Raw genomic sequence first — 18,482 nt, forward strand, 5'->3', positions numbered from 1 at the left:
TTATTTTTTGAAGAATGAATCCACAAACTCCATTTTGTTGAACGTTTGTAAGTCTTCAATCTTTTCACCGACACCGATGTATTTGACCGGAATTTTGAACTGATCGGAGATACCAATGACAACCCCACCTTTGGCAGTTCCGTCCAGCTTGGTAATGGCCAGAGCCGTTACTTCGGTTGCTTTTGTAAACTCGGTAGCCTGGATGAACGCGTTCTGACCCGTAGAACCATCGAGTACCAGAAGTACTTCATGCGGTGCGTCGGGCGTAACCTTCTGCATAACGCGCTTGATCTTGGTCAGCTCGTTCATCAGGTTAACCTTTGTATGCAAACGGCCCGCCGTGTCGATAATGACAACATCAGCGTTCATGTCGGTTGCTTTCTTCACCGCATCGAACGCTACGGCCGATGGGTCGGTGTTCATGCCGTGTGAAATAACCGGTACGCCCACGCGATCGCCCCAAAGCTTAAGTTGGTCGACAGCGGCCGCCCGGAACGTATCACCGGCTCCTAACACAACTTGCTTACCCCGTTTATGGAACTGAGCGGCCAGCTTGCCGATGGTTGTCGTTTTACCGACGCCATTAACCCCAACGACCATGATCACGTACGGCTTCTTGTCGGTTGGCAGAGCAAAATCATCGGAACCGTCGCGAGTGGTTGTTGCTGCATTATTAGTCGAGAGCAGTGCTGCAATCTCTTCGCGCAGAATCCGGTCTAACTCATCAGTGCCCATGTATTTATCCCGAGCCACCCGCTCTTCGATTCGGCGGATGATCTTCACCGTCGTTTCAACGCCGACATCTGATGAAATTAGGACGTTTTCCAGCTCATCGAGCACTTCTTCGTCGACAGTCGATTTACCGACGACCGCCCGACCTAACTTAGAAAAAAAACTGTCTTTTGTTTTCTCCAGTCCTTTGTCGAGCGTTTCTTTCTTTTCTTTTGAAAATAAGCCGAATAAAGCCATATGAATTGATAGGCAGTGAGTTGTTCAGTCGTTTTGCCGGGCAGTTACCTATGCATAATTACTCAGATACTACCTGACTCACTAACGAACTAACTGTTTTTTTAGCAAAAAAAGTCCCACAAGGCCATGCTGGCTGTGGGACTTCCTGTGTTTCTATGCGGTACTCGTTCGCCGTAGCGATTCGTGAAAACTAGCTTTTCAGAGCAGCCTGCACTTCGTCAACCGGAACCATTTCTTCTTTGAAGGTATATGCGCCGGTTTTAGGCGACTTAACGGCTTTAATAATCTTGGCGAATGATTTGCCGTTGTCCTTCGTTTTCAGGGTTGCAACTACCTTTTTTGCCATGACTTAGTTGTCAGTTAATTCGTTTGTCAGTTGATTAGTTATTAAATACTGGCCCACTGGCCGACTCACTAACTGATCGACTATTATTTAATTTCTTTGTGCAGCGTTACTTTCTTCAGGAACGGATTGTATTTCTTCCGCTCAATACGGGCCGGCGTATTCTTCCGGTTTTTCGTGGTGATGTACCGGGACATGCCGGGTACACCGCTGTCTTTCTGCTCGGTGCATTCCAGAATAACCTGGATTCTATTGGCGCCTTTCTTTGCCATTGCTAAAGTTCGTTTTCTCGATAAGGAGCGCAAAGGTACGAAATATCTGACATTTGGCAAACAGGTTGTCAATAAAAAGTAATGATTTGTAGCTGGTTACCCGATAAATTCTCAACACGCGTTGATTTTAGGATGAGCACTGTCGACCTTTGAGTTTATAATGGCGCGGATAGCTAACGGCTATTGGCGAGATAGGAAATGACTACGCAATCGATCCAATACGAATACGCTCCCGGTCACTTTCGGGCGTCAGAGCCGAGCCTGTATCGGCCTGACATGCTCAGGGAAGGGGAGATGATCTTAAATATGGGGCCTCAGCACCCGTCTACGCACGGTGTGTTACGCTTTGAAGTTGTTACGGACGGCGAGATTATTGTCGACGTAGTGCCGCATCTGGGCTACCTGCACCGCTGCTTCGAAAAGCATGCTCAATCGCTGCCGTTTAACCAGACAATTCCGTTTGTTGACCGGCTCGATTACCTGGCGGCCATGAATTCGGAACACGCCTTTGTCATGGGCGTGGAGCGAATGCTCGGAATCGAGAACGATATTCCAAAACGAACGGAATACATCCGCGTGCTAGTCGCCGAACTTAATCGGATAGCTGCTCACTTTGTTGCCATCGGTACGTATGCACTGGATATCGGCGCCTATACGCCTTTTCTGTGGCTTATGCGCGATCGGGAGCACATTCAGCGTCTACTCGAATGGGTAAGTGGAGCCCGGATGTTGTATAATTACATCTGGATCGGTGGCCTTTTTTACGACCTGCCCGTGGGTTTCGAAGAGCGCTGCCGTGAGTTCGTTACGTATCTAAAGCCTAAGTTAGTTGAGTTGCAGCAGTTGGTGATTGAAAACGAAATTTTCATCAAACGTACGGCCAACGTGGGCGTTCTGCCTTTACCAGTAGCAATTAACTACGGCTGTACGGGGCCAATGCTGCGGGGTTCTGGCCTCCGGTATGACCTGCGTCGGGTCGATGGGTATTCGGTGTATCCAGAACTGGAATTCGATGTTCCGATTGGCACAGGGGAAGTGGGAACCGTAGGCGACTGCTGGGACCGGAACAATGTCCGGGTGCTGGAGTGCTGGGAGTCATTACGTATCGTGGAGCAATGTCTGGACAAGTTAACCGGCGAACATAAACGCACCCGTGAGTATGATCCGCAGGCCGTTGTGCCAAAGAAGATTCGGCCGAAGGCGATGGATTTTTATGCTCGGGGTGAAAGCGCGAAAGGGGAGTTAGGGTTCTTTTTCCGAACTGACGGCCGGGCCGATATTCCCGTACGGTGCCGCTGCCGCTCGTGCTGCTACCACAACTTATCCGTTATCAGCGAAATTTCCAAGGGAGCTATGCTGGCTGATCTGGTTGCGATCATCGGGTCAATTGACGTTGTGATGGGGGAAGTGGATCGGTAGAAAGGGGCGGCCCCGTTCGCGCTTCTACCTCCTGTCTTCTAACACCAGAATATCCCGCGTATTACGTCCCAGACCATCGTAGTCGAGACCGTAGCCAAGGACGAAACGGTTTTCTATTTCGAAGCCGACATAGTGCAAATCAATGGGATTCTTTAAGGCGGCTGGTTTAAATAGTAACGTAGCAATTGTAAGCGATGCGGGGTTGTGACCAAGCAGTTGATTACAAACGTCGGAGATCGTTAAGCCGGTATCGACAATATCTTCAATAACAATCAGGTCACGATTAGTTACCGGTTCGCTCAGGCCCAGGATCTGTTTAAGCTGCCCCGTCGATTCCGTAGCGGTATAGGAAGCTACCCGTATGAACGTAATCTCGCACGGAATCGTCAGGTGCTTCATCAGGTCGGCGGCAAACAGAAACGCTCCGTTTAAGACCACCACAATGAGCGGCTGCTTGTCTGCATATTCCTGGTTGATTTGTCCGGCCAATTCCTGTATTCGCAATTGAATGGTATCGGCGGCAATGAAGGGGACGAACGTTTTGTCCTTGATTGTTAGCATAGCAGCGTCGGCAAGCGCCAAAGATACGGCAGGCGTCGGCTAGCCGACAAAATTTCGTCGAAAAATAAGCGAATGCAAACGTACCGTCGACTGATTACGTTGATATAAGCGGTAAGCAACTAAAAACGAATGAAAAAGCTATTGTTGACGGTATGGCTGACAGGATTGGCTGCGTTTGCGCAGGCCCAACTGTACGATCCGTCGGCGTTTGATAAGAAATATGATGGCTTGTTGAAGCATCCAGGGGTTCAGATCGAATCGGCGGAAGCTATCAACCAGATGTATAATTATAAATTTTACGAAGCTGACAAAGAGTTTCGGTGGTTGCGCGTACGCTACCCGAAGCATCCGATGCCCTATTTCCTGATGGGCCTGGCTGAGTGGTGGAAAATTGTGCCCAATACCGACGTAACCGATTACGATGAAAAGTGCCTGATGTATATGGACTCCACCATTACGTTAGCGGAAAATCTGTACGAAGAGAGCGAAAATAAACTCGAACCTTCCTTCTTTCTAGCCGCTGCCTACGCCTTTAAAGGTCGCCTATACTCCGAGCGGAAAAAATGGGCGAAGGCTACGTTGGCGGGTAAAAGTGCGCTGAAGTATTTTGAAAAGTGCAAAGGCAACGCTGATTTCAGTCCAGAGCTGCTGTTCGGCGATGGTATGTACAATTACTACGCTCAGTGGATACCTGAGAATTACCCTTTACTAAAGCCGATTCTGGTGTTCTTCCCGAAAGGGAATAAGCAGAGCGGTATAAAGCAGTTGGAAAAAACGGCGAATACGGCGTTTTATACGCGTGTTGAGGCACGGTACTTCCTGCTCCAGATTTACAGCATGGAGAATCAGTATGACAAAGCCTATGAGATGGCGAAGTATATGGCTGAACAGTACCCTGACAATCCATTTTTTGAGCGCTATTACGCCCGTTCTGCCTTTGTGCAGGGGCGGCTGAACGAAGCGGAACGTATTTCTAAAGATATTCTGGAAAAGGTGTCGCGTACCCAGTCAGGCTATGAAGGGGTGAGCGGACGAACCGCAGCCTATATTCTGGCTTACGTCAATCATCTGTTCTACAGGAACCTACCCGAAGCCAAGAAGTACTACCAGCAATCTATTGATTTTGCGAAGCAGACCAATGCTATGAACGCTGGCTATTACTGGTCGTCGGTATTAGGTTTGGCCAAGATTGCTACGGAAGAAAAGAATTACGATTTAGCGCAGACGTATTTCAAGGAGGTAATGGACAAAGCCGAGCGCAAATCGAATCAATACAAGGAAGCCAAAAAAGCGCTGGAAGACGCGAAGAAGTCAAGAAGGGACGAGCGTCGGAAACGTAGAGAGTAATGAATTATTTATACTAAAAAAAGGAGGAGAATAATGAAAGCTCATTATTCTCCTCCTTTTTCAGTGCTGACCAATCAAGGGATAGGCAGCACTTTGCTTTCCTTGAACGTCGACATGATAACGCTGGTTTGCGTACTGGCTACTTCTTCAATCTCATTGATTACGTCAAGCATTAACGCCTGATAGGACGCGATATTTTTTGAGATAACTTTTAACATGAAATCGCCCGAGCCTGTAATGTGGTGGCACTCAATGATTTCAGGTATTTTATTCACCTTATCCACAAACAACATGGTTGTATCTTTTTTGTGGCTAACTAGGGTTACTGTCACGAAGGTCGTTACGCCCAAACCTACCTTTTCGCGGTTAAGCTGAGCGTGATAGCTTTGAATGATGCCCGATGTTTCCAGCTTCTTAACGCGTTCCAGAGTTGGAGCCGGAGAAAGACCAATTTCTTTAGAAAGTTGAGCGTTAGTGATTTTCGCATTGGCCTGAAGAATTTCCAATACGTTGCGATCTATATGATCTAATTTGTGGTTCATAAACGAGGTGATCTTTTTGAAACTTTGTTGCAGAACTGCGCAAAGCTACTATCTATACGTTAAAATCGTCTTAAACTATATTGGTTTTTTGCAAAAAACAGAAGAAGTATAGCCTTTTCGAGACTTTAGCGGCACAAAATTAAGCGAAATCATTGGGTCGCCAAATTGGGGAGTTATCGTTTGGATACCTTATTGTGCGTGATTGCCCGTTGCCGATCTGCTTTGAATCGAAGCGTATCTGTCTGCGAAAGACCAAGATGTTTTGTGGATCGGCCCTGCACGCGGGCCCGCCATAAGCGCCAGGAGGAGGGTTTCATCTCGCGACGCATCAGCGTAATCACCTGCTGCTCTGACAAGCCAAACTGGGCCGTAATCGCGTCGAAGGGAGTTCGATCTTCCCAGGCCATTTCAACAATACGGTCAATATCCAGGTTCGTCAGGCGGATTGGTTCGGGTTGCTTCATAACGGTCAAACAGATTGTATAAGTTAATAACATATTTTGCCGATGAAAATGCGTAAGAAGTCCGATTTGCCTACAAAAATTTGCCCGGTGTGTAATCGGCCCTTTAGCTGGCGCAAAAAGTGGGAGCGTGATTGGGAGAACGTCCTATATTGTAGCGATGCCTGTCGTACCGTCAGTAAACAGCAAAAAACGCCCCAAACGACGTAGGTCCGCGAACTATCGTTAATTTTGACGATTAACCTATTGCCCATGCGCTCGCTTGTTTACGTTTGTCTGTTTCTGAGTTTTATAGTGTGGGGTAGTTGTCGCCAGTCTAAACCAGTTGCTACGAAGAAACCACTTCCGGCCCGACCCGTTCCGCAAAAGCCGGTGGCCGCTAAGCCTCCTGCGCCGAAGACGACGACTTCCAAACCAACAACGGCGGTAGTTGTTGCGCCTGAAGACACGGTTGAGTTTGAGGAGGTAGTCGACCTGACTCCCCCGCCCCCAAAACGTGAATTCCGGGCGGTCTGGATTGCCACAGTGGATAACATCGACTGGCCAACTAAAAAAGGCCTGCCCGTTGCCGATCAGCAGCGCGAGATCGTAGCGATGTTTGATCAACAACAGCAAATGGGGTTAAATGCCGTGGTTGTGCAGGTTCGTTCAGCGGCTGATGCGTTCTATGCGAAAAGTTCGGAGCCTTGGTCAGAATGGCTAACGGGGCAGCAAGGCCTGCCTCCTGCGCCGTTTTATGACCCCCTGGAGTTTATGATTGAACAGGCCCACCAGCGCGGTATGGAATTTCACGCCTGGTTCAACCTGGACCGGGCCATGTTTAGTAAAAACGCCAGCCTGGCCCCCACGAATATTATCTACCGCAAGCCGGAGTGGATACTGAGCTACGGGGGGCGTAAACTCTTTAACTTAGGCCTACCCGCAGTACGTTCCTACATTGCCGGTATTGTGGCGAATGTGGTTCGCGAATACGATGTAGACGGCATTCATTTTGACGATTATTTTTATCCCTACGTAGTTGCTGGCCAAACGTTGAATGACGACGGAGCGTACCAGGCCAATTACAATGGCATGAAGAAGAATGACTGGCGACGCGACAATGTCAACAAGCTAATCGTTGAACTTCGGGACTCCATACGGGCTAATAAACCCTGGGTGAAATTTGGGGTAAGCCCGTTTGGCATCTGGAAAAATCAAAGCAGCGATCCCGACGGCTCTCCAACAAACGGCGGTCAGTCTTACTACGACCAGTATGCTGATACGCGCAAGTGGGTGCGAGAAGGATTGATCGATTACATTGTTCCACAGGTATATTTCAGCTCTGCATTTGGGCGGGTGCCCTACAAAACCCTGGTGGAGTGGTGGACCCGTAACGCTGGAAACTGTCACCTTTACATTGGACAGGGCGCTTATCGGGTGGGACGGGGTTCCGAACGCGATCCGGGCTGGTGGAGGGCTACGGAATTTCCGGATCAGATGCGGTATAACCGCCAGCAGCCAACCGTAGCAGGCAGTGTGTTCTTCAGCGCCAAAAGCTTGAGAGACAATCCACTTGGCATTCGGGATTCTTTGCAAACAAACTTCTATCGGCATACAGCGTTGGTACCAACAATGCCCTGGCTGGATAGTATTCCACCTCTACCGCCCCGCGATGTAAAAGCTGCTATGACGCCCGAAGGTATCGAGTTGTTCTGGCATCAACCAGCCGAAGCTCAGGATGGCGATGGCGCGAATCAATACGTTATCTACCGATTTGAAGGCCGACGCCCACGTATGCGCTTAGAAGACCCCCGATGCATTATCGCCCGGTGCATGGGCGAAGAAACAACGCGGTTTGTCGACAAGACGGCCGATCTTAAAAAGAAGTATACTTACGTAATAACTGCTTTGGATCGACTCCACAACGAAAGTAAAGAAGTCGTAGTCAAAGTACCGTAACGTCAGTTCATATAGGTTTGCAAAGCTTCCCCAGCCGACTTGGCGTCGGGGAAGAAGCTAACCAGTTTGAGCAGAATCCCTTCGACAACCGCATCCGGGCACGAAGCGCCACAGGTTAACAAAACCGTAACCGGATTGGCTTCGTCGTGTTGAGGGATAAAGTTCTCCGTAACAACCTCTTGCTTGGTATGCCCGTTGTAGTGACGGATTAATGACTTAGAAAGGATCTTCTGCTCCGATTCAATGAAATACGTAGGAAGCTTTTCCTCGCAGAGTTCAACGATATGCGACGTATTGGACGAGTTGTACCCGCCCGCTACGATGGCAAAATCAGCGGGGTACGTTAGCAAAGCATACGTAGCATCCTGATTGTCGTTCGTAGCGTAGCAAAGTGTATCGCGTGTGTTGGCAAATCGGGCTTCAACCTGATCGGATGTCAGATTATACGTATTCATCATCACCTTTTTCAGGTAGTCGGCAATGCCCTGCGTGTCGGAGGCCAGCATCGTCGTTTGGTTGACCACACCAATACGTTCCAGGTGACGAGTTGGGTCAAACCCTTCCGAGAACTGACCCGCAAAATCCCGATAGAATTGTTCGGCCGGTAGTTCGCGGGTAATGTATTTGGCCAGTTGCTGAGCCTGGTTTAAGTCTTTAACAACGACCGTTGGGGCGGCTTCTTTACTGTGCGAAAATGTAGCCCGCGTTTCTTCGTGACTTGGTTTACCATGCACAATAACGGTATAATCCTTCTTACCGATCTGCCCGGCCTTATTCCAGACCTTCTCCACAAAAGGACAGGTCGTGTCGTACTTTTCAACATCGAGCCCAACGGAGGCTAACTGTTGCTGGGTTTCGAGCGTTGTACCGAACGCAGGAATAATAACAACATCATCGGCCGTCAGCGCCGACCAGGGCGTCAGCTGCTTTCCGCTCGTATCCATAATGAACTGCACCCCACGATCCTGCAAGTCGGCATTCACATCGGGGTTATGAATCATTTCGCTGAGCAGAAAAATGCGCTTATCCGGATTCTCGGCGATGGCTTTGTAGGCAATCTCTACGGCGTTTTCGACCCCATAGCAAAAGCCGAAGTGACGGGCAATCAGAAACCGAATCGGACCAAAGTCGAGCAGGGTCGGCGTAAAATCACGCTTGAGTTTGTCGCGTTTCCGCCGAAACTCCTTCAACGGGGTGATCAGGCTGCTCCGGTAATACTCGGGTATATCGAACGATTTCATTGTCGGTAGCTGGTTATCTGTGCCGTATCCGGCCGCTGGTAATGGCGCTGTAAGGTTGACCTTTACTAAATTTCAACAAATGCTTTTCACGCTTTGTTCGCTACAAAACTAACCCTTTCTAGCATACCTGTGTACATGAATCACCAACCGATTTAGCGATATGCCCAAACGACTGTTGTCCTACAAAGACTATGACGTACAAAGTGTTACAACGGTAGCTGGTGACCGCAGGAATGCAAACATCGTTACGTGGATCGTGCAAACGGCTATGGGTGGTAAGGTGATCGCCGTAGCGCTGTATAAAGTTGATTACACAATTGAACTGGTGCGGGAAAGCGGTATCCTGAACATTAATCTCCTGAGCACAGACCAAACTCGCTTGATCCGGAAACTTGGGCGGCAATCGGGCCGAACAACGGATAAATTTAAGAACCTACCCCATGCGCTCGATGATCGGGGATGCTCGTATTTAACCGAAGCCGTTGGTTACGTGCAATGTCGCGTTCTGCACAGCACCGACGCTGGTGATCATGAACTGTTCGTGTGTGAAGTAGTAAAACAAATCGTGCTTAATCCCGATAAGGACGTAATGACCTATTCGTTTTTGAAGGAAAAGAAGCTAATACGTGCATAGTTGTTTTACTTATATTTGACGAAGTCCTTCCTGAATCTTTTTCCTTTATGACTTCGTCTTTGACTACCGAAAGCAGTGCAACAGTTCATTTAGCTGACCCTTGGCCCTGGTGGCGTAAGGTACTATTTCGGTTCTCATGCATCTACCTGCTGCTGTATATGTCGCCCTGGAGCTGGCTAGGCGATCTGCCCTTGTTAAACGTAGTAGCTGAGTTGTTTTCACAAGCTGAAAACTGGCTGGTTAACCTGGGAAATGCATACCTGTTTCATGTCAAAGACGTACTGGTGCCGCTCAACGGTAGTGGCGATACGTCCTATGGGTACGCGCAGTTATGTTTGTTCACGCTACTGGCTGTGGTTGGATCCGTAATCTGGACGGTTCTGGACAAGCGCAAGAACTACGATGTTGGATACTATTGGCTGCTGGTCGGGGTACGGTATTACGTAGCTATGGTTGCACTACGTTACGGCATTATCAAACTGTTCGGGCAGCAAATGATCTTTCCGTCGTTAAGTGCTTTGGCTACTCCGCTAGGGGATTTATTACCCATGCGTTTCTCCTGGTTTTTTATCGGGTATTCGACTCCATACCAGTTTTTCTCGGGCGCTATCGAAGTGCTGGCGGGCGTCTTGCTGCTATTCCGGCGAACGAGCACACTAGGAGCGTTTGTGGCAGCGGGCGTTTTCCTGAATGTGATGATGATGAATCTGTGCTACGACATTCCGGTAAAGCTGTTTTCGATTCATCTGTTTATGATGAGTAACTTCCTGCTGTTGGGAGATGCCCAGCGGCTGATAAACTTTTTTGTTCTAAACAAGCCGACTCAACCGGCGCTCCGAATAACTATACAAAACCGGCGGTTACGAATGACGCAGACTGGTCTAAAAATGGCGTTTGTCGTGCTGTTTTTGGTTCTTCCTTTCTGGGGTATGTACTACAACATGACGAGGTATACAGATTCTGGGGCTAAGGGCAGGTTAACTACTGGCTATTTTGAGGTCGAACGCTTTCAGGGAAACGTAGCTGATAGCCTCCGCTGGAAAGACGTGATCTTCGAACAGAACACATCGGGTAGTATTCTGACGGCGGATACGCTGCTGCGGCAACGCTATCGTCGGGGGTATTTCTCGTATGCGCTGGATTCAGTCAAAAATACCATTGCGTTTAAAAGGTTTAGTTCGGATACGAGTTCACTGTTCACGCTGAACTATACCATGCCTGACACTAACCATTTACTCTTGCGGGGGCTGATCCGAAATGATACAATTTCGATTGCGCTAAAACGGCAGAAGCGGCACTTCCAGCTTGCCGAACGGCAGTTTCACTGGTTGTCAGAATCCAATCGCTAATCCCGGAGTTAAAGCTCAAGCACTCGCCCAAGAATATCGTCCAGATACTCGCGCGTGTTGGCCAGGCGGGGTACTTTGTGCTGCCCGCCCAGTTTGCCCCGCTGCTTCATCCAGGCGTAGAACGTACCACGCGGCACCACATGCACACGGGGACGCTTTAACACCATATCGTTATAGCGTTTGGCATCGTAATCGGAATTGACCTGGCGGAGTGTTTCGTCGAGGATCTGGTTGAACCGCTGCTGGTTCTCGGGGTTCTGAGCAAACTCGATCACCCACTCATGGCAGCCGTTGGTACCGTTGCCCATGTAAATAGGACCCGCTGTATAGTCGGTGATGATGGCGCCCGTCAGTTCGCAGGCCCGTGTGATAGCGGCCTCCGCATTCTCCACTATAACCTCCTCGCCAAAGGCGTTAATATAATGTTTCGTGCGGCCGCTAACTTTCAGGCGGTGGGGGTAAAGTGACGTAAACCGTACCGTATCACCGACCCGGTACCGCCAGAGTCCTCCGTTGGTTGAGACAATAAGCGCGTAGTTCTTATCGACTTCAACCTCTTCAATCGTCAACGCTTTCGGGAAAGGCTGATCCGCTTCGTGGATAGGCACAAACTCGTAGAAGATGCCATAGTCAAGCATCAGCAGCATTTCACCAACGCGATTCAGATCATCCTGAATGGCGAAGAAACCTTCGGATGCGTTGTAAACTTCTTGGTATCGAACCGTTTTCGAGGGAAATACCTGTTGCTGAAACAGATCGCGATAAGGTTGGAAATTAACGGCTCCGTGTACCAGCAGCTCAAAATTCGGCCATACCTCCAGGATATTTGTCTTACCAGTTTTTGCCAGAATTTTGTCGATGAGCACTAGCCCCCAGGTCGGTGTTCCCAGGATGCTCGTTACGTTCTCCTGGGCAGTTATTTCGGCCATCCGGTCCAACTTGGATTCCCACTCATCCATCAAGGCAACCTCAATGGATGGAGTACGTATAAATTGAGCCCAACTGGGTAAGTTTTTCATGACTACGGCCGAGACATCCCCCGTAGCACTGTTCGAGCCGAACGGATTCTGGTGTAGACTACCCCCTATGGATAGACCTTTGCCCTCAAACGTTCGACTGTCCGGGTTGTTGGCTATATACAGGGCCATCATGTCCTTGCCGCCCTTAAAATGACTTTCGTCCAGCGACTCGGGCGTAACGGGAATGAATTTGCTGCGGGCGTTGGTGGTACCCGACGATTTAGCAAACCAGCGTACCGGCGACGGCCACAACACTTTGCTCTCGCCTTTCATAACCCGTTCGATATACGGGTACAGGTCTTCGTAGCTGGAAATAGGAACCTGACGCTGAAAATCCTGTACGCTGCGAATGGATTTGTAATCATATTTCCAACCCCACTCAGTACGGCGGCCCGCCCGAATCAGTTGATTAAACACCTTTTGTTGCACTACACCGGGTTGAGTCATCATGGTTTCAATGCGCGGCAAGCGCCGTTGCAGAAGCCATTTAAGTGTAGTGTTTAAAAAGGTCATAGTCTTGTCAACATAATTGGTAACCGGCCTGCCAACGTCGGTTAGTCATAGAAACTTACAAAAGTATGGCTTGGTTTACAAACCACGTGCCCGGTCGGGGTAGTCGGTAATAAGGCCGTCAACGCCCCAATTTTTTAGCCGGTTCATATCCGCACGCCCGTTTACTGTCCACGGGATGACTTTAACTCCCCGTTCATGCAGTTTACGAATCCTACCCTGACTAAGCAGGCGGTAGTGTGGACTGTATATATCGGGTGTAAAGCCAAGTTCTTCTAAATTCTTCTCGGGGCTGCGCAGATTTTCTACTAAAGCAGAAAGCCGGACAGGAGGATATTTATCTGCCGGTCCGTCGATACGTTCCGTCCGTTGCTTCCAATGCCTGAGCATGGCAAAATCGAAGCTTTGAATTACAACCCGTTCGGGTGGTAGACGTTTGCCGATAACGGCCTGCACAAGGTCGCAGAAAAGGGCTGGTTCCGGCTGGCTTTTGTTATACTCCGACGGTTCGCTTTTAATTTCAATATTATACGAGAAGATGGGCAAGTTCTTCGCGTTTCGATACGCTTCTGCCTGCTCAATTACTTCGCTAAGCAAGGGCTTGAACGTCTTTAACTTTTGCTGTTCAGGATACGCCGGATTTCCGGCCGAGCCTACATCGTATTGGCGTATGTCGGCATAATCCATTTGGTAGAGCACGAGATTTTTCTGCTCTTTCTTGCTGACAGGATGACCATTAGGTTTCTGGCTGAATGCAGCGTTGAAATACGGTTCGTGCGATACCACCACCTGCCGATCTTTACTGATAACTACGTCTAGTTCGAGCGTTATAACCCCTAGATCCAGCGCTTTCAGAAACGCCGGAATCGTATTTTCGGGCATAAGGCCCCGGCACCCTCGGTGACCCTGTAAATCAAATTGGGGCGGAGTTGGCGAGACAAGAACACTGGTTATCATGCAGACAAAAAGCCCAATGAAGCGCATGCAGATGAACGAACGGTCGGCTCAAAAGTACAATTTCTTTTGGTAGTTAAGGGGTAACCGCTATAAACCGCGATGACTGGGAAAGATAGCCACCGCCCCATCCGACCTTGGATTGGCGCTTCTTGTCACCACCTGATTCGGGTCCGCTAATGCGCTTATAAATGAATCGGTCGTTAGTGATTCCAAAGGCTTTGAGTGGACCGTTATTCTGCGCTGCTACGTAACAAATGCGCCCGTTGGCCATCAGAACCGACGTAAACGCTTTGGCATCGCCATCCACCACAAAACCAGATTGCTCAGGGGGTAAGGGTTTGAAATTCCCTTTGCCATCGCCCAGCAAACACAGGCCTAAGCCAGCGTCCTGCCAGCCCGATAAGACCTCGGTAGCGTGATCATTTCCGGTTAGCAGTATATCCAGGTTGCCATCCTGGTTAACGTCAGTAGCCACTGTTCCGAACACGGGTGAATACTGCGCTTCTAACGGAAGTTCATGGATGACAAACGTACCTGTGCGGTTCTCAATATACGCCGACGATACATAGGTTACTCGTTTTGTGATCGCTTCCTTTCGTTGATCCTCCGAAAGCAATTCATCCAGCGTGAGTTTCCCATAGGCAGCATAGGACGTCATATTTTTCTTGAACGACGGTATCTGATCGGTTAACACATCACGCGGATGAACGGGGTACTCCTTATTACCATTGTAAAAACTCAGGATGGGGTCCAGCGTTCCGTTTTTATCATAATCGGCCGCGTACACGGATACCGGGTGATCCGGAGAAGCCTGAAACCGATTATTGTGTCCGAGGTTACCGGCGATGTAATCCATATCACCGTCGTTGTCGAAATCTCCGGCGGTAAGACTGTTCCAAAAACCGACGGTATTCGCCAGAGAGGGCATGGCCAGCCGCGAAAGCCGACGACCTTTCTGATTTTTGAAAACCGTAATCGGCATAAATTCCCCGGCCAGCATGAGATCGGGCCAATTATCGTTGTCAACATCCGTCCAGAGCGCAGCACAGACCAAACCTGCCTGGCTTAAACCGGGTGCCAGCTGATCGGTAACGTCGGTGAAGCGAGCCTGGCCCTGGCGGCTGTCGTTACGTAGCAAATAACTTCGGGCCGGTTCGGGATAGCGCTGAGGTACAACCCGGCCGCCTACAAACAAATCCAGATCGCCGTCCTGGTCGAAGTCGGCGGCAATCACGCACGAGCCACTGGCTTCGGTACGGGGTAATGCGCCCGGTGCAACCTTGAAATTGCCTTTGCCATCGTTTAGATAAAGACTGTCCTGATAAAGAGCCGGATTCTTGCCAAACTCAGTACTTCCATGCACGGCGTATAGATCAAGGTCATTGTCCTGATCAACGTCGAGCAGAAGCACGCCCGTTTCCTCGGCACGTTTGGCAAGCCGATCTTTCCGCTGGAACGTACCGTTCGGACGCTGTAGAAAGAATGTTCCGCCTTTGTTTGCCGAACCCGCGACATATATATCATCAAAACCATTGTTATCGACATCGCCCACTGCCATTCCCGGACCAATCTGAGAATGCTTATGAAACAGTAAAGTTTGCTGCGCTTTATAGTCGACAAAGTCATCTTCCTGATGCTGAAAAGCCAAGCCAGCTAAAGATGATACGTCGGTGAGTAAGGTGCTGGCCGGTTGCTGGCGCTGCATAAACAGGTTTGGCTGAACAGTCGCCTGACGTTCATTTAACGTTAGCGTTTGATCGGCGAGAATGTTACGAAGCACCTGACCAACTCCACTCGGCCAGCGAATTTTCAGCGAATCAATTTTAGCCGCGCTGCCCAGCCCGAAGTGCACGCCAGCTTCCATCGTCGATTGGTAACCACGCTGCCGGGTGTATTCGGCATAATGCATGTTCTGACCGGTCCAGAGGACTATTTGCGCGCCTAAGCCTTCCAGGTTCCCTTGTTTGCCAATGAGCTTCAGATTTAGGTAATGGGGCCGGGGCGATTCGGTATCGGCATCAATCGTGTGGTTCTGGTAAATGAAAGCTGGATCGTTGATGTTGTTCATGACCAGATCCAGATCACCATCATTGTCGAAGTCCGCATAAGCCGTTCCGTTCGTAAACGAAGGATCTGCCAGCCCCCAACTGTCGGCTACGTTCGAGAAGCGAAGACTGTCGTCGTTATGAAACAGAAAATTCGGTTTATAAACAGGTTCTAAATCGTTAATGCGCTTCAATAAACCGGCGCGCCGATCTGCATCCGATCCGAAGACGTTAGCCTCGCGATTGTACGTGGTGAAATCAAGGTCGGTGATATCTTTGCGGTACCCATTCGTAATCAGCAAATCGCGGAGGCCATCGTTGTCAAGGTCAGCAAAAAGAGCGCTCCAGCTCCAGTCGGTAGCCGCAGTTCCGGTCAGATAAGCGATATCACTGAACAAAGGCACATCATTTGGCGCGTCGGGGGACGTAACGCTCCTTGCTGAACGTAGCGTTTGCGGACGGAAGCCCCGGTTGAGCTGAAGCACATTGCGGATGTACTGCTGTTGATAACCCAGCCGACGGCCCAACTGAAAGCGGTCGTAGGGCACGTTGGAGAACATGGTTTTCTGGCGCAGATTGTCGTCGGGCAGCATGTCTACCACCATCATGTCATTCAAGCCGTCGTTGTTGATATCCGCTATATCAACGCCCATGCTGTTGTGACTCTGATGCTTGAGGGCTTCGTTTATCCGGTTGGTGAACGTTCCGTCGTGATTGTTGATCAGCCAGACATCGTTCGATTGGAAATCATTGGCTACATAAATGTCTGACCAGCCATCCTGGTTAATATCATTAACAAGCACACCCAGCCCCCATCCTTCGTGAATCAACCCGGCTTGCTTCGACACATCTGTGTAGTGGGGAATGTTGTCGGCTGAGAGGCCGTCGTTTCGGTACAGCTTATCCACACTTCGAGCGGAGCCGTCGTTCCTGGGGCCGATTACGTTATTGCGATTGAAGGACTCCAGGGCATTTGTTAACAGGAAAACGTCCAGATCGCCGTCGCGATCGTAATCCAAGAATGTAGCCTGGGTCGTATAACTCGAATCGGCCAGTCCAGCGGTATAGGCCACCTCTTTAAATTTCGGAACACCATTGGCATCATTTCCCTGATTGAGGAAGAGCAGATTAGGAACCGACTTATCACGCTTGGGGTGAATCGTGGAGACGTAAATATCCTGTCGACCGTCCTGATTAATATCGGCAACCGCTACGCCTGTGCACCAACTGCGCGTAGCTACGTTTGCCGATTCCGTTACGTCTTCAAATTTGAACTTTCCCTTATTCAGGTATAACCGGCTCGATACCTGATTACCCGCGAAAAACAAATCGCTTTGGCCGTCTCCATTGAAGTCCCCGACGCCGACGCCCCCACCGTTGTAGAGATATTCAAAATCCATTACGTTCAGCGTGTCGCTCTCGGTGATTTCGTTCGCAAAGGCAATTCCGGTTTGACTAGCTGGTAATCGTTCAAATCGGGAGGAGGGATGGGTACAGCTGACCAGGGCAAGGAAGAGGAATCCGGTCAGAATAGAAAAAGCTCGCATGGGTGAAAGGTAAGCAAAATTCGCGGCTCCTGTTCTGGAGCCATAACTGACAATCATCTTACTTTAGATCAGTCAGGTATAAAACGATACGTAGTGTTTTGAAGCGTAGTTAGTCAATTATCTTTTCGCAATGCTGATACGTAGTGATGAGCTTGGTAGCAATTCGATTGCGCTCTAAATCAGGATTGCTGAAAAGCATCTTCACGTCGTGCAGCAACGTAACAGGTATTAGTGAACTCGGGTAGCGTCAACCAGCATGGTAACCCAGCGTATTGGCTGATCAAACCAGCTGCGCTTCTGAGTGAAAATAGGCAATTGCTTAGGCGCTTCTGTTTGCTGGCGAATCCGGTTGAATAGCTGATCCGCATCGGGTACGTTACCGGCCGACGGTACGTGCCAATCGACGTCGTTCAATTGAGTTGTAAGCCGACGCGTCAAATACGTTTTACCAGCGTGTGTGGCAAACCAATCTAATACATACCGGGCTTCGTCAGCCGATACTTGATTCGTAAAATAGCGCTGCAGTAATTGTTCGGTCATAGGTAAAGGCAGTACAGAATGTAGTATACCGAATTATTCGAAGAGGAGGATAGGCTGCAATAGATTAGCGAACGTGATTGCCAAGAAGGACAGCATTTCAACACCAGTATGCTGCCGAAGGTAGTCGCGCAAAAAAAGACAGGCCTGTTGATAATGAGCTTTGGCGGTATGGATGGGGATTTCTAATTTAGAAGCCACTTCTTCGTTAGTCAGGCCATCGACCGAGCGAAGAATAAACACCAATTGCCGTTGGGCTGGTAGTTTGTCCAGACCCTGCCGAACAACTGTATTATAGTCGTCAAAAACGAGCTGTTCGTCCGCATTTGTATCAATAAGCGTTACGCCGTGCTGATGTTCAATATGGCGAAGAATGATCTGGCGATCGTTACGAATACGGTTAAGAACATGGCGACGCATAACGGTTGCCAGGTATACTTTTATGGGTTGTGAGGAGTCCAGATAAGTTCGCTGGTTCCATAGCTTCAGGAAAACATCCTGTAAAGCCTCTTTTGCTAATACGGGATCTTTCAGATATTGGCTGGCTATGGTATACAAATACCGATAATGCCGATAAAACAGAGTCTCAAACGCTGTTTTATCGTTTTGCGCCAGGCGCAGCGTTAATTCCAGATCTGTCAGTTCCGCATACATAGGCTTAATGCATTTCGAACGGCGGGAGCTAACCTGGCTTCTGACATTCGCTGTAGACAAATATAAAAAAGAAATAACCTAATTAGGAAAGGAATACTTTTTATTTGTAGGGTGCAATAGTAAACTTGTGGCTGGAT

At 49.2% G+C, this 18,482-nt stretch carries 18 protein-coding genes; 6 read left to right on the forward strand and 12 right to left on the reverse strand.

What is annotated here, in order from left to right; genetic code table 11:
* The 3 genes from ftsY to rpmG form a co-directional block, all read right to left on the reverse strand.
* A complete protein-coding gene (gene ftsY, locus ACYVIY_RS13680; protein WP_460976910.1) occupies positions 1-969 on the reverse strand; it encodes a signal recognition particle-docking protein FtsY in 969 nt (322 codons plus the stop codon).
* A gap of 190 nt (positions 970-1,159) precedes the next feature.
* Positions 1,160-1,315, reverse strand: coding sequence for a DUF4295 domain-containing protein (locus tag ACYVIY_RS13685; protein WP_460976911.1), 156 nt, complete (start codon positions 1,313-1,315; stop codon positions 1,160-1,162).
* A gap of 83 nt (positions 1,316-1,398) precedes the next feature.
* On the reverse strand, positions 1,399-1,584 hold the full coding sequence (rpmG, locus tag ACYVIY_RS13690) for a 50S ribosomal protein L33 (protein ID WP_012929817.1): 186 nt from the start codon (positions 1,582-1,584) through the stop codon (positions 1,399-1,401).
* Between the two features lie 198 nt (positions 1,585-1,782).
* Between rpmG and ACYVIY_RS13695 the strand changes: the two genes are divergently transcribed.
* Positions 1,783-3,003: an NADH-quinone oxidoreductase subunit D gene (locus tag ACYVIY_RS13695; RefSeq protein ID WP_460976912.1), complete on the forward strand. Its 1,221-nt coding sequence runs from the start codon at positions 1,783-1,785 to the stop codon at positions 3,001-3,003.
* A gap of 24 nt (positions 3,004-3,027) precedes the next feature.
* On the opposite strand, the gene hpt is transcribed toward ACYVIY_RS13695, so the two are convergent.
* On the reverse strand, positions 3,028-3,564 hold the full coding sequence (hpt, locus tag ACYVIY_RS13700; RefSeq protein WP_460976913.1) for a hypoxanthine phosphoribosyltransferase: 537 nt from the start codon (positions 3,562-3,564) through the stop codon (positions 3,028-3,030).
* Between the two features lie 129 nt (positions 3,565-3,693).
* Here hpt and ACYVIY_RS13705 point away from each other — a divergent pair, with 129 nt between their 5' ends.
* A complete protein-coding gene (locus ACYVIY_RS13705) occupies positions 3,694-4,911 on the forward strand; it encodes a tetratricopeptide repeat protein (protein ID WP_460976914.1) in 1,218 nt (405 codons plus the stop codon).
* Between the two features lie 74 nt (positions 4,912-4,985).
* Here the strand turns inward: ACYVIY_RS13705 and ACYVIY_RS13710 are convergent, their stop codons facing one another.
* Together ACYVIY_RS13710 and ACYVIY_RS13715 are read right to left on the reverse strand one after the other, a co-directional pair.
* Positions 4,986-5,453: an Lrp/AsnC family transcriptional regulator gene (locus tag ACYVIY_RS13710; RefSeq protein WP_460976915.1), complete on the reverse strand. Its 468-nt coding sequence runs from the start codon at positions 5,451-5,453 to the stop codon at positions 4,986-4,988.
* Positions 5,454-5,626: 173 nt separating this feature from the next.
* Positions 5,627-5,917, reverse strand: coding sequence for a TIGR03643 family protein (locus tag ACYVIY_RS13715; RefSeq protein ID WP_460976916.1), 291 nt, complete (start codon positions 5,915-5,917; stop codon positions 5,627-5,629).
* Positions 5,918-5,965: 48 nt separating this feature from the next.
* Here ACYVIY_RS13715 and ACYVIY_RS13720 point away from each other — a divergent pair, with 48 nt between their 5' ends.
* Both ACYVIY_RS13720 and ACYVIY_RS13725 read left to right on the forward strand, forming a co-directional pair.
* Positions 5,966-6,124: a DUF2256 domain-containing protein gene (locus ACYVIY_RS13720; protein ID WP_460976917.1), complete on the forward strand. Its 159-nt coding sequence runs from the start codon at positions 5,966-5,968 to the stop codon at positions 6,122-6,124.
* 42 nt (positions 6,125-6,166) lie between these two features.
* The gene (locus tag ACYVIY_RS13725; RefSeq protein WP_460976918.1) at positions 6,167-7,852 is read left to right on the forward strand and encodes a glycoside hydrolase family 10 protein; all 1,686 of its coding nucleotides are present in this window, start codon (positions 6,167-6,169) and stop codon (positions 7,850-7,852) included.
* A gap of 2 nt (positions 7,853-7,854) precedes the next feature.
* Here ACYVIY_RS13725 and ACYVIY_RS13730 read toward each other — a convergent pair whose 3' ends face one another.
* A complete protein-coding gene (locus ACYVIY_RS13730; protein WP_460976919.1) occupies positions 7,855-9,093 on the reverse strand; it encodes a 4-hydroxy-3-methylbut-2-enyl diphosphate reductase in 1,239 nt (412 codons plus the stop codon).
* A gap of 160 nt (positions 9,094-9,253) precedes the next feature.
* Here ACYVIY_RS13730 and ACYVIY_RS13735 point away from each other — a divergent pair, with 160 nt between their 5' ends.
* Positions 9,254-9,727 (forward strand): flavin reductase family protein, encoded by a 474-nt coding sequence (locus ACYVIY_RS13735; protein WP_460976920.1) that lies wholly within the window; start codon positions 9,254-9,256, stop codon positions 9,725-9,727.
* A gap of 47 nt (positions 9,728-9,774) precedes the next feature.
* Positions 9,775-11,076: a hypothetical protein gene (locus tag ACYVIY_RS13740; RefSeq protein WP_460976921.1), complete on the forward strand. Its 1,302-nt coding sequence runs from the start codon at positions 9,775-9,777 to the stop codon at positions 11,074-11,076.
* Positions 11,077-11,084: 8 nt separating this feature from the next.
* Here ACYVIY_RS13740 and ACYVIY_RS13745 read toward each other — a convergent pair whose 3' ends face one another.
* From ACYVIY_RS13745 to ACYVIY_RS13765, 5 genes are all read right to left on the reverse strand, one after another.
* Positions 11,085-12,608 carry a GH3 auxin-responsive promoter family protein gene (locus tag ACYVIY_RS13745; RefSeq protein WP_460976922.1) on the reverse strand — a complete coding sequence of 508 codons (1,524 nt, stop codon included), beginning with the start codon at positions 12,606-12,608 and terminating at the stop codon, positions 11,085-11,087.
* 75 nt (positions 12,609-12,683) lie between these two features.
* Positions 12,684-13,562, reverse strand: a complete 879-nt coding sequence (locus ACYVIY_RS13750) for a glycerophosphodiester phosphodiesterase family protein (protein ID WP_460976923.1) — start codon at positions 13,560-13,562, stop codon at positions 12,684-12,686.
* Positions 13,563-13,635: 73 nt separating this feature from the next.
* Positions 13,636-17,154 (reverse strand): VCBS repeat-containing protein, encoded by a 3,519-nt coding sequence (locus tag ACYVIY_RS13755; protein WP_460976924.1) that lies wholly within the window; start codon positions 17,152-17,154, stop codon positions 13,636-13,638.
* Between the two features lie 228 nt (positions 17,155-17,382).
* Positions 17,383-17,694, reverse strand: a complete 312-nt coding sequence (locus tag ACYVIY_RS13760) for a hypothetical protein (RefSeq protein ID WP_460976926.1) — start codon at positions 17,692-17,694, stop codon at positions 17,383-17,385.
* A gap of 33 nt (positions 17,695-17,727) precedes the next feature.
* Positions 17,728-18,345, reverse strand: a complete 618-nt coding sequence (locus tag ACYVIY_RS13765) for an RNA polymerase sigma factor (RefSeq protein ID WP_460976927.1) — start codon at positions 18,343-18,345, stop codon at positions 17,728-17,730.
* Between the last annotated feature and the right edge of the window lie 137 nt (positions 18,346-18,482).

The organism is Spirosoma knui, assembly GCF_054780635.1.

Excerpts from the sequence above, each read along its gene's own strand:
- ftsY (WP_460976910.1), bottom strand. The coding sequence starts at position 969 with ATGGCTTTATTCGGCTTATTTTCAAAAGAAAAGAAAGAAACGCTCGAC.
- ACYVIY_RS13685 (WP_460976911.1), bottom strand. The coding sequence starts at position 1,315 with ATGGCAAAAAAGGTAGTTGCAACCCTGAAAACGAAGGACAACGGCAAA.
- rpmG (WP_012929817.1), bottom strand. The coding sequence starts at position 1,584 with ATGGCAAAGAAAGGCGCCAATAGAATCCAGGTTATTCTGGAATGCACC.
- ACYVIY_RS13695 (WP_460976912.1), top strand. The coding sequence starts at position 1,783 with ATGACTACGCAATCGATCCAATACGAATACGCTCCCGGTCACTTTCGG.
- hpt (WP_460976913.1), bottom strand. The coding sequence starts at position 3,564 with ATGCTAACAATCAAGGACAAAACGTTCGTCCCCTTCATTGCCGCCGAT.
- ACYVIY_RS13705 (WP_460976914.1), top strand. The coding sequence starts at position 3,694 with ATGAAAAAGCTATTGTTGACGGTATGGCTGACAGGATTGGCTGCGTTT.
- ACYVIY_RS13710 (WP_460976915.1), bottom strand. The coding sequence starts at position 5,453 with ATGAACCACAAATTAGATCATATAGATCGCAACGTATTGGAAATTCTT.
- ACYVIY_RS13715 (WP_460976916.1), bottom strand. The coding sequence starts at position 5,917 with ATGAAGCAACCCGAACCAATCCGCCTGACGAACCTGGATATTGACCGT.
- ACYVIY_RS13720 (WP_460976917.1), top strand. The coding sequence starts at position 5,966 with ATGCGTAAGAAGTCCGATTTGCCTACAAAAATTTGCCCGGTGTGTAAT.
- ACYVIY_RS13725 (WP_460976918.1), top strand. The coding sequence starts at position 6,167 with ATGCGCTCGCTTGTTTACGTTTGTCTGTTTCTGAGTTTTATAGTGTGG.
- ACYVIY_RS13730 (WP_460976919.1), bottom strand. The coding sequence starts at position 9,093 with ATGAAATCGTTCGATATACCCGAGTATTACCGGAGCAGCCTGATCACC.
- ACYVIY_RS13735 (WP_460976920.1), top strand. The coding sequence starts at position 9,254 with ATGCCCAAACGACTGTTGTCCTACAAAGACTATGACGTACAAAGTGTT.
- ACYVIY_RS13740 (WP_460976921.1), top strand. The coding sequence starts at position 9,775 with ATGACTTCGTCTTTGACTACCGAAAGCAGTGCAACAGTTCATTTAGCT.
- ACYVIY_RS13745 (WP_460976922.1), bottom strand. The coding sequence starts at position 12,608 with ATGACCTTTTTAAACACTACACTTAAATGGCTTCTGCAACGGCGCTTG.
- ACYVIY_RS13750 (WP_460976923.1), bottom strand. The coding sequence starts at position 13,562 with ATGATAACCAGTGTTCTTGTCTCGCCAACTCCGCCCCAATTTGATTTA.
- ACYVIY_RS13755 (WP_460976924.1), bottom strand. The coding sequence starts at position 17,154 with ATGCGAGCTTTTTCTATTCTGACCGGATTCCTCTTCCTTGCCCTGGTC.
- ACYVIY_RS13760 (WP_460976926.1), bottom strand. The coding sequence starts at position 17,694 with ATGACCGAACAATTACTGCAGCGCTATTTTACGAATCAAGTATCGGCT.
- ACYVIY_RS13765 (WP_460976927.1), bottom strand. The coding sequence starts at position 18,345 with ATGTATGCGGAACTGACAGATCTGGAATTAACGCTGCGCCTGGCGCAA.